This is a genomic window from Calidifontimicrobium sp. SYSU G02091 (assembly GCF_022631395.1).
In the GTDB taxonomy this organism is placed as follows: Bacteria; Pseudomonadota; Gammaproteobacteria; order Burkholderiales; family Burkholderiaceae_C; genus Calidifontimicrobium; species Calidifontimicrobium sediminis.
Window position 1 is genome coordinate 1 of the sequence record NZ_JALBGB010000052.1, and the last position, 10,755, is coordinate 10,755.

The following is a 10,755-nucleotide window of genomic DNA, read 5'->3' on the forward strand; positions in this document are numbered from 1 at the left end:
AAGCTCAAGCACCTGCCGGCCAGTCCGTTCGCGCCGGCGATGCCAACATGACGCGAAGCGTTTCCACACAAAACGGCATAGAGCCGCGAAAAGTCAGATCGTATGCGTAGGATCCTGATCGCAGGTGGTATTGCACAGGCAGCTTCCGCGTCGTCGCTGCTGGCACAAAACATCCTGGCACCTGTATTGATGGGCGCAGAGTCTTATGGCCAAGCCGTTGCTTTAGTGGTTCTGCCATTTTTGTCCCAGGGCTTGCTCGAACCCATGGTCAACGGCGCCGCCATTGCAGCAGAAGGGCGGCACGAGCGCATGGAGATTCTGCGCCGCAGCGCCAAACACTTGTCGATCTGCGCGCCCGTGATCGCGGTGGCCTCACTGCTCTACGGGGTGACGCGACACGCATCGCCCGCCCAGTCAGGACTGCTCGTATTGTTCGTGGGACTGGTCTTGATCAACACCGGGTTGCGTGCCATCGCCTTTGCCGGAATGCGACTTCGCATCTTGGCAGCACACCAACTGGCTGCGCTTGCCGCCACCTTTTTCGCATTGCCTCTGCTTTGGCTCTCCGATGTGAGCGGTTACTTGGCGATGCTATGCCTCGTTCAAATGGCTGTGCTGTTCGTTCTGCTATGGGACCAAGATGTCAGGCAAACCGCAAAGACTTTACTGCGAACCAATCAACAAACAGGCCATGCCACCCCTCCGCTAGGATCGGTCTATCTGGCGAACCTTTCCCCTCGTGTGACGCAACTCTCTCTGGGTCCTGGCATGCTCATGCTGGCGAGTTTTCAGCTTGGTGCTGTGCAGATTGCTGAATTTCGCATTCTTCAAACGTTGAGTGGCGCGATAGGCTACGCCTTGCCCGTCAATGCCCCTCTCATGCAAGCCATTGCACGCAGGACATCTCGCTCACATGGGCCATCGATGGGAACGCCAATACTGATCGCCGCGGCAACAACAGCCACAGCAACTGCGTGTATCGCATTATGGGCGATCTATCCTTTGATAGTAAACCATCTGCTGCAACTGAATGCCGCATCAACACAATTTCGCTGGCTTGCTCCATTCGCGCCGCTATACGCCTTGGCACCACTGTTGGGCGGCACCCTATTGGGATGGGGAGAAAAGAATTTCATTCTGTATTTCAATGTGATCATGGCGCCAAGTGTCATCGCGCTGGGCTTGACGGCCGGGGTTGGGATCGGCTTCGCTGCGGGGTGCATCTTGTTTGCCCTCGGACTCGGCTGGGCGACGCTCAGAGTCAACCATCACGACCTTGAGACTCGGTAAAGAGATGGCGCCTCCAAATAACGCCATGAAGACTTGCCCCTTGTGCGCGAACAGCCATTTTGCCAATCACCACTTCGGTCTTTTACGTTGTGTCGGCTGCGGGTTCATCATTGATCGACGTGCATTTGCACCTCAGCTTGACCGAACGCTGAACGAAGAGGCCTTCGGTGATCAGTATGAGCCTCAGCGTTCGTTCTGGGTGCGCTGGTTCGAAACAGTCAAAAGCCGGCGGTATCTGGCCAACCTGCGGCGCGCCGGAGTCACCCAAGGTCGACTGCTTGAGATCGGGGTTGGCAGTGGAAGCTTTTTGGATGCCGCACGCAAGGCAGGTTTCGAGCCGATGGGGTGTGACTTATCTCGGTCGCTTGCGACACGCGTCACGCAGCGCACCGGTATACCGGTGCACTGTGGCGATCTTGCAGCTCTGCCGAGGCATGCTTTCGACATCGTGTGCATGCATCATGTGCTCGAACACGTCAGCGACCCGGTCGGGTTTCTGCAAATCGCACGTGAGCGCCTGACTCCGGGAGGAACCCTCCATGTGACCGTTCCGAACGTATCCTGCTGGGAGGCAAAATTCCCGGGATGGAATTGCTATGCATATTACCATCTCACTTATTTCGACGCCACAACATTGCGACGCGCACTGGAAAGCGCACGATTCGTGGTCGTACGTATCGGTAGTCACGAAAGCTTTTCGGCGTGGTTCCTCACGCTTGTGCGCACCGCAGCCGGCATACGATCGTCTGAAGCCCCCCCCACACTGGCCACAAACCCCAGCAGAAAATCTCACTGGCGGTTTTTCTTCGAGCACCCCTATCGCTTAGCGATGGTTGGAAGCGGCCTTTTGATTTGGCCCCTACGTTGGCTGCAGGAACGATTCGGACATGGGGATGAACTGCTCGCCGTCGCGCGTTCGGAAGAATGACATGAGCACACCGCTGACGGTCGTGATCCTCACCCACAACGAGGAAGTCAATCTGCCCCAGGCACTCACATCGGTATGCGGTTGGAGCGAGCAAGTCATCGTACTCGACAGCCTGAGCACCGATCGAACGGTGTCCATCGCCCGAGACTTTGGTTGCGAGGTCTACCAGCACGAATTCGAAGACTATGCCAAGCAGCGCAACCACGCGCTGACGTTGCCGATCCGTCACGAATGGGTGCTTTTCCTGGACGCGGACGAATGGATGCCGGACGCGTTGAAGCAGGAGATCGCCGCCGTCATTGCCGACAATCCGCCACAAAACGGCTTCTACATCAAGTGGCGATTCATTTGGATGGGCCGCTGGATCCGCCGCGGCTACTACCCGACCTGGATCTTGCGCCTGTTTCGCCGGGACAAGGGTCGCTGCGAAGAGCGCGGCGTGAACGAACACTTGATCGTCGAGCCACCGCTGGCGTACCTGGAGCACGACTTCATCCACGAAGACCGCAAGAACCTGGCCGACTGGATCGCCAAGCATGTCCGTTACGCGCGGCGCGAAGCGCAAGAGCTGCTCAAGCGTGAGCAGGGCCGCAGGCAGCTGGAGATCGGCGCGCGGCTGTGGGGCACCCAGGCCGAGCGCAAGCGCTGGCTGCGCCGGCACCTCTGGGAGCGGCTGCCACCGTTCGTGCGACCGTGGCTCTACTTTGTCTACCGCTACTTGCTGCGCGGCGGATTCCTCGACGGGAAGGAGGCTTTCGTTTTTCACTTCCTGCATGCGCTGTGGTTCCCGCTTTTGATCGATGCGTTCTGGCTGGAGCAAAGGCTTCTTCGGCGCGCCGATGAAACGTCGCCAAAGCGAGTCGTTTCGACGCTGAAGGACGACGGAGGCGAAGCTGCCACGGGCGGCCATCCGAAAACGCCGGGCACGACCTAAAAAGCGTCGCCACGATGTGCGGGATTGCAGGGTTTTCCGGTCGCTTCGAGCGCGACCTGCTGGCGCGGATGAGCGCTGCGGTCGCGCATCGTGGTCCGGACGGCGACGGCAGCTATTTCTCGTCCGATGGCGCGATCGGGCTCGCGCATCGCAGGCTCGCGATCATCGACCTGTCGCCAACCGGCGCGCAACCGATGACGGACAGCGCCACCGGCGTCACGATCGCCTACAACGGCGAGATCTACAACTATCGCGAGCTGCGCGCGCAACTCGAAGCGGCCGGCGTCAGGTTCTTCGGCCATTCCGATACCGAAGTGATCCTGCGGCTGTATTTGGCGTGCGGTCCAGACGCGTTGCCACGACTCAACGGCATCTTCGCGCTGGCGATCTGGGATGCACGCGACGGCTCTCTGCTACTGGCGCGCGATGGAACAGGAGTCAAGCCGCTGTACTACGCCCAGCCTCCGTCGGGTTTTGTCTTCGCCAGCGAGCTGAAGGCGCTGCTCGCATGCGCCGAGGTCGACCGTTCGATCGACGCCCGCGCCGTCTGGCTGTATCTCACCTACCTGTGGAGCCCCACGCCCTACACGATGCTGCACGCGGTGCGAAAGCTCGAGCCGGGCTGCGCACTGCTGGTGCGCAACGGCCGCATCGCCGAACGCTGGCGTTTCTACGAGCTGCCGTATCCGACGCCGTGCTTCGACGGGGACGCACAAGCGGCGGCATTGGCCGTACGCGCGACGCTCGACGAAGCGGTGCGGCGGCAGATGGTGGCTGACGTTCCGGTGGGCGCGTTTCTGTCGGGGGGACTGGATTCGAGCGCGATCGTGGCTCTTGCGCGGCGACACGCGCACGGGCAGCGCATTCAGTGCTTCACGATCGAAACAGCACACTCGACGAAGGAGGAGGGCTTCGTCGATGACCTGCCATATGCACAGCGCGTGGCAGCCCATCTGGATGTCGATCTGCACACGATCCGCGTCGGCCCGGAGATCGTTTCGCACTTCGAGCGCATGGTGTGGCACCTCGACGAGCCGCAGGCGGACCTGGCGCCACTCAACGCGCTGATGATCTGCGAGCTGGCACGCTCGCACGGCATCAAGGTGCTGCTGTCGGGCGCTGGCGGCGACGACATTTTCACCGGCTACCGACGCCATCACGCGATGGTGCAGGAGCGCTGGTGGCGCTGGCTGCCAGGACCGGCGCGCACCGGTCTGGCAGCGGCTGCGCGCGCACTGCCGGCCGGCAACCCGTTCTTCCGGCGCTTGCGCCGCGCGTTGGGCGATGCGGAGCTTGCCGGTGACGAAAGGCTGGTTAGCTATTTCGCGTGGCTGCGGCGAGCGGATTCGGCGCCGCTGCTGGCGCCGGCGGTGCGCGCGCAATTGGACGGCTGGTCGCCCATCGCGCCGCTGATGGAAAGCCTGGGCGCGATCCAGGCCGAGCGCGACCCACTGAATCGCATGCTCTTCCTCGAGGCCAAGCATTTCCTGTGTGACCACAACCTGAACTACACGGACAAGATGGGTATGGCAGTCGGCGTAGAGGTGCGCGTGCCCTTCCTCGATCCCGACTTGATGCGACTGGCCGCGAGCCTGCCGCAGAGGTTCAAGCAGCATGGCGCCCAGGGCAAGTGGATCCTGAAGCAGGCGATGCGGCACGACTTGCCCCGCGACGTGATCCATCGGCCGAAGACCGGCTTTGGCGTCCCTCTGCGCCGCTGGCTTCGTCATGAGCTGCGCGACATGGTCGAAGATCTGCTGTCCGAGCGCAGCCTCGCGGCGCGGGGACTGTTCGATCCCGCCGCGGTGACCCGCCTGCGCGAGCACGACGCGGCCGGGCGCATCGATGCGGCCTATCCGCTGCTGGCGCTGTGCTCGATCGAGCTGTGGTGCCGGATTTTCCTGGACAAGAAGAACTGACGATGCTCCAACTGCTGCAGAACTTGGCCAGCGGCGAGACGCTGGTTGCCGACGTGCCCGCGCCGCAGGCAGCACGCGGTACGCTGCTGATTGCCACGCGCGCCAGCCTAGTCTCCGCCGGCACTGAGCGGATGCTGGTTGACTTCGGCCGTGCATCCTGGATCGACAAGGCGCGCCAGCAGCCGGAGAAGGTCAAGCAGGTGCTGGACAAGGTGCGCACCGACGGCCTGTTCCCCACGCTCGAGGCGGTGCGCAGCAAGCTCGACCAGCCGCTGGCACTCGGTTACTGCAACGTCGGCGTGGTGCTCGAGGTCGGCACCGGTGTCGAAGGTTTCTCGGTTGGCGACCGCGTGGTGTCCAATGGCCCGCACGCCGAGATCGTGCGCGTGGGCCAGAACCTGTGTGCACGCGTGCCGGACGTCGTCAGCGACGAAGCCGCGGCATTCACGGTTCTGGGGGCCATCGGATTGCAGGGCATCCGGCTGGCGGCGCCCACGCTCGGCGAGTGCTTCGTCGTCACTGGGCTCGGGCTGATCGGGCTGCTGACCGTGCAACTGCTGCGCGCGCACGGCTGTCGCGTGATGGGCATCGATCTCGACGCGGGCAAGCTTGCGCTGGCGAAACGCTTCGGCGCCGAAGTGTGCGATCTCGGGCGAGGCGAAGATCCGGTCGCACGCGGTCTGGCGTTCTCCGGCGGTCGCGGCGTGGACGGCGTCATCGTCACCGCATCCACGCAGTCGAGCGAGCCGATCGCGCAGGCCGCGCGCATGAGCCGCAAGCGCGGGCGCATCGTGCTCGTCGGCGTGACCGGGCTGGAGCTGAACCGCGCCGACTTTTATGAGAAGGAACTGACGTTCCAGGTGTCGTGCTCGTACGGCCCCGGACGCTACGATCCGGCGTACGAGCAGCAAGGCAACGACTACCCGCTCGGATTCGTGCGCTGGACCGAGCAGCGCAATTTCGAGGCGGTGCTGACGATGCTGGCCGATGGAAAGCTCGACGTCGCGCCACTGATCAGCCACCGTTTCGCGGTGCGCGAAGCGGCACGCGCCTACGACATGCTGGTCAATGACCGTACGGCGCTTGGCATCGTGTTGCAGTACATGGGTGCACCGGATGGCGAAGCACCGCGACGCGTGGCGCTCGACGCCTCGCTCCCCATTGCGCGAAGCGGAAAAGCCGCGTTCGCGGTGATCGGCGCCGGCAACTACGGCTCGCGCATGCTGATTCCGGCGCTCAAGCACGCTGGCGCGCATCTGGACACGATCGTCTCGAGTGCCGGCGTGTCGAGCTGGCACCACGGCAAGAAGAATGGCTTTGCTTTCGCTTCGACCGACGCGGACGCTGACGTCTTCGGCAATGCACGCATCGATGCCGTCGTCATCGCCACGCGGCACGACACGCATGCGGACTATGTGGTGCGGGCGCTGGCCGCTGGCAAGCATGTGTTCGTAGAGAAGCCGCTGGCGCTCACACACGAGGAACTGGAGCGCATCGAGCACGCGGCTTTGAATGCACCGGGCCAACTGCTGATGGTCGGGTTCAACCGCCGCTTTGCGCCGCAGGTGCGACGAATCAAGGCCCTGCTGGCTTCCACGCCGGAACCGAAGGCCCTCGTGATGACCGTCAACGCCGGCGCCATTCCCACCGGCCACTGGACGCAGGATCCGAAAGTCGGTGGTGGGCGCATCCTGGGCGAAGGGTGTCATTTCATCGACCTGCTGCGTTTCCTGGCCGATGCACCGATCGCGTCATTTCACGTCGAGGCATTGCCTGGTATCACGCGCGACAGCGCGACGATCAGTGTGCGCTTTGCAGACGGGTCGATAGGCACTGTTCACTATTTGGCCAACGGGAACAAGCGGTTTCCGAAAGAACGGTTGGAGGTCTTTGTCGCAGAGCGCGTGCTGCAGTTAGACAATTTCCGCAGGCTGATCGGCTTCGGCTGGCCCGGCTTCGGAAAGATGAATCTCTGGCGCCAAGACAAGGGGCAGTCCGCCTGTATCCAAGCATTCGTCGACACCGTACGTCAAGGCGGCGCGGCGCCGATCCCTCTCGCAGAGCTGCTGGAAGTCGGACGCGTCAGTATCGATGTCGCGAACGCATTGCGCTGATGCCAGGATCGATGGTGATGAAGGCGGTCCGAAGCCCGTCGAACGGCGCGCTGGATCGATGACGAGCTTCGGCACGTATTGGCGCACGCTCAAGCACCTCAAGCCGATTCAGCTTGCAGGTCGGGCGCGATTCAGGCTTCTCAAACCTACACCAGACTTGCGCCCGGCGCCGGCGCTGCGCGCCGCGGCTGGGAATTGGTTCGCCCCGGCGCGACGGGAAGCCAGCATGCTGGGGCCAACGCGCCTGAGGTTCCTCAACGAAGAGCGCGATCTTGACGCTTGCGGCTGGGATCACCCGGGTATAGAGCGGCTCTGGCGCTACAACCTGCACTACTTCGACGATCTGAATGCGCGCGATGCGGTTGAGCGGCGGCTGTGGCATGCAGCGCTGATCGACCGGTGGCTGGAAGAAAACCCGCCCGGCCGAGGAACCGCATGGGAGCCCTATCCAACATCGCTGCGTATCGTCAACTGGATCAAGTGGTTCCTCCAAGGCGCACCGGCTCGCGAGCACTGGATTCACAGCCTCGCCGTGCAAGCGCGCTGGCTGAGGCGACGGCTCGAATGGCATCTGCTCGGCAATCACTTGTTTGCGAATGCCAAGGCGCTGATGTTCGCGGGGCTGTTCTTTGACGGAGACGAGGCGCAGGCATGGATTTCCGAGGGGCAGCGCATCATCGAGCGTGAGTTGCGCGAGCAGGTGCTGAACGACGGTGGCCACTTCGAGCGCAGTCCGATGTACCACGCGCTGTTTCTGGAGGACGTGCTCGACCTGCTAGACCTCATCGGCGCGCGTGCCCCGAGTTCGTCGCCGGCGCGGAACTTGGAACCGGTCTTGCGCGCGAGCGCAGCAGCGATGCTGCGATGGCTCCGGTGCATGAGCCATCCGGACGGCGGCATCGCCCTGTTCAACGATGCCGCCGAGGGCGTGGCGCCTGCGAATGCAGAGCTCGAGACATTCGCGGCGAGACTTGGCATATCGGCGCTGCATGCGCCACGCGAGGGGGTTACAGTCCTGGAGTCCAGCGGCTACGTGCGGATCGCGCGAGGTGCTGCAGTAGCGCTGCTGGACATTGCCCCGCTCGGGCCCGACTATCTGCTCGGCCACGGGCACGCGGATACGCTGTCCTTCGAGTTGTCGGTCGGTGGGCGCCGTGTCGTCGTCAACGGCGGAACTTCCCGCTATGGCTTGAGCGAGCAGCGGCTTCGGGAACGAGGCACGGCGTGGCACAGCACCGTTGAAGTGGCTGGAGTCGATTCATCGGAGGTGTGGAGTGGCTTCCGTGTCGGCCGGCGGGCACGCCCCGGACCGATTCGCGTGAATGGCTGGGATGTCGAAGGTGTCCACGACGGGTATCGCTTTCTGCACGGCTCGCCGGTCCACCGTCGGCGCTGGTCCATGGGCGCGGGCGAACTGGTTGTCGAAGATGCGGTGACCCCCGACTTTCATCCGGCGATTGCACGGTTTCACTTGGCGCCGGGGCTTGCTCTCGTGCCCACCGGATCGGCGAAGCGGTGGCACGTGCGGGATCACGCCAGCGACGTGGCACACATCGAGATCGAAGTCGGCGATGCCCGGGCGTCTACCTCGCAACATGCATCGCATTTCGGCGTGCTGATGTCGGTCCAGACGCTCGAAGTGACGCTGGCGGCAGGAAGGTCGAGATGTCTTTGGCAGTGGACAGCGGATGCACATCCTGTTTCTGACTGACAACTTCCCGCCGGAGGTAAATGCACCGGCGAGCCGTACCCACGAGCACGCACGCGAGTGGGTCAAAGCCGGCCACCGAGTCACCGTCATCACTTGCGCGCCGAATTTTCCGAAAGGCCAGGTCTTCGCAGGCTATCGAAACCGCCTATGGCAGCGCGAGAACGTCGACGGCATTGAGGTCATCCGGGTCTGGACTTACATCACTGCAAACGAGGGCTTTCTGCGGCGGACCCTCGACTACATGAGCTTCATGATCGCGGCGGTGCTTGCCGCGCCGTTCGTGCGCGACGTCGATGTGATCGTGGGAACCTCACCGCAGTTCTTTACCGCTTGCGCGGCGTACGCTGTCAGCCGCTACAAGCGGGTTCCCTTCGTGTTCGAGCTGCGCGACCTGTGGCCCGAGTCGATTCGCGCCGTCGGAGCGATGCAATCGCCGATGCTGCTCAGGTGGCTAGAAAGCCTGGAGCTGTTTCTGTACCGGCGCGCTGCACTCATCGTCTCTGTCACACATTCGTTCAAGCGTGATCTGGAGCGCCGCGGCATCAGTGGCGACAAGATCGTTGTCATCACCAACGGTGTCGATCTGTCGCACTTTGCACCGCGAACGAAGGACGATGCACTGGCTCGCGACCTTGGGCTGAACGGGAAGTTCGTTGCCGGCTATCTTGGTACTCACGGGTTGGCCCATGGCCTTCGCACCATTCTCGAGGCGGCACGCCAGCTCAAAGCCCAGCCAGAGGGCGCGGACGTGGTCTTCGTCTTGCTAGGGGACGGAGCGGAGAAGAAAGCGCTGAAGGCGGAAGCAGAAAGACTCGGCCTCGACAACGTCTTGTTTCTTGACACCGTCCCCAAGCATCAGATACCGCGCTATTGGTCACTGCTAAACGTTTCGATCGTTCATCTTCGACGTGCGGAGCTATTCACCAGCGTCATTCCGTCCAAGCTCTTCGAATGCATGAGCATGGGTGTGCCGGTACTGCATGGCGTCACCGGCGAATCGGCCGAGATCGTCGAGCGGGAGGGTGTTGGTCGCATCTTCGAGCCCGAGAATGCAGAACAACTGGCCAAGACGTTGCTCGCGATGAAGGGAAATCGCGACTTGCTGGAGAGTTACCGGGTACGATGCCTCAAGGCGGCACCACGATACGACCGCGCGGTGCTGGCGATGCGGATGCTCGCGCACATCCAACAGGCAGTTGGTGGGGCTGTGCGCTCAAAAACCTGACCGGTCCGCCCTGATCCACGCCTGCCGCCCCTTTGGAGTGAACCCCTGAGTCTGGACAGGAAGGGGAAGGCGGACTGATACGCTGGCTGGGCCTTCATCAGGAGAAGGTCCATGTCCCGAGCACCCTACCGGCGCCACGCGCCGCAGTTCAAGCTTCAGGTTTGTCAGCAGATCCGTTCCGGGCAGATAACCCGGCGCGAGGCCCAGCGCAAGTACACCCTGTCGGCCAACCTCATCCAGTTCTGGCTGACACAGTACGACCGCGGCGAGCTCGACATCGACGAGGTCGAGGCGTCGGTGCTCGCGGACTACGAAGTGAAGATCGCTGCCCTGGAGCGCAAGGTCGGGCAACTGACCATGGAGCTGGACCTTCTAAAAAAAGCGCCCCGGCTGCGACTCGTCAGCAGCAACGAGAACTCCTCCATCATCAGCGGCCCGAGGGCTGCTCCATCCGAAGGAGCTGCCAAGTGATCGACCTGCCGCGCAGCACCTTCTACTACCGCCCCACGGCTCACACGCCGCCGATCAGCGACAGCGACCTGGTCGACCTCATCGGCGACATCCAGGACGATTTCCCGGGCTATGGCTATCGGCGCGTGACGCTCGAGCTGGCCAGGCGCGGCGTGGTCGTCAA

8 protein-coding genes are annotated in these 10,755 nt (G+C 62.9%); all 8 read left to right on the top strand.

Features of this window, described 5'->3' with window-relative positions:
• Positions 1 to 102 precede the first annotated feature (102 nt).
• Positions 103 to 1,290 (top strand): hypothetical protein, encoded by a 1,188-nt coding sequence (locus MOJ79_RS18260; RefSeq protein ID WP_241925441.1) that lies wholly within the window; start codon positions 103 to 105, stop codon positions 1,288 to 1,290.
• A 25-nt stretch (positions 1,291 to 1,315) separates the two neighbouring features.
• Entirely contained in the window at positions 1,316 to 2,218 is a 903-nt protein-coding gene (locus MOJ79_RS18265) for a class I SAM-dependent methyltransferase (protein ID WP_241925442.1), read from the top strand.
• Between the two features lies 1 nt (position 2,219).
• Positions 2,220 to 3,152, top strand: a complete 933-nt coding sequence (locus tag MOJ79_RS18270; RefSeq protein ID WP_241925443.1) for a glycosyltransferase family 2 protein — start codon at positions 2,220 to 2,222, stop codon at positions 3,150 to 3,152.
• A gap of 14 nt (positions 3,153 to 3,166) precedes the next feature.
• Complete coding sequence (asnB, locus tag MOJ79_RS18275; protein ID WP_259374580.1) at positions 3,167 to 5,071, top strand: asparagine synthase (glutamine-hydrolyzing); 1,905 nt, start codon at positions 3,167 to 3,169, stop codon at positions 5,069 to 5,071.
• A 2-nt stretch (positions 5,072 to 5,073) separates the two neighbouring features.
• A complete protein-coding gene (locus tag MOJ79_RS18280) occupies positions 5,074 to 7,185 on the top strand; it encodes a bi-domain-containing oxidoreductase (RefSeq protein ID WP_241925445.1) in 2,112 nt (703 codons plus the stop codon).
• A 58-nt stretch (positions 7,186 to 7,243) separates the two neighbouring features.
• A complete protein-coding gene (locus tag MOJ79_RS18285; RefSeq protein WP_241925446.1) occupies positions 7,244 to 8,896 on the top strand; it encodes a heparinase II/III family protein in 1,653 nt (550 codons plus the stop codon).
• A complete protein-coding gene (locus MOJ79_RS18290; protein WP_241925447.1) occupies positions 8,874 to 10,121 on the top strand; it encodes a glycosyltransferase family 4 protein in 1,248 nt (415 codons plus the stop codon). The genes MOJ79_RS18285 and MOJ79_RS18290 overlap by 23 nt, the downstream gene beginning before the upstream one ends.
• A 111-nt stretch (positions 10,122 to 10,232) precedes the next feature.
• On the top strand, positions 10,233 to 10,592 hold the full coding sequence (locus tag MOJ79_RS18295) for a transposase (protein ID WP_235823583.1): 360 nt from the start codon (positions 10,233 to 10,235) through the stop codon (positions 10,590 to 10,592).
• Positions 10,593 to 10,755 lie beyond the last annotated feature (163 nt).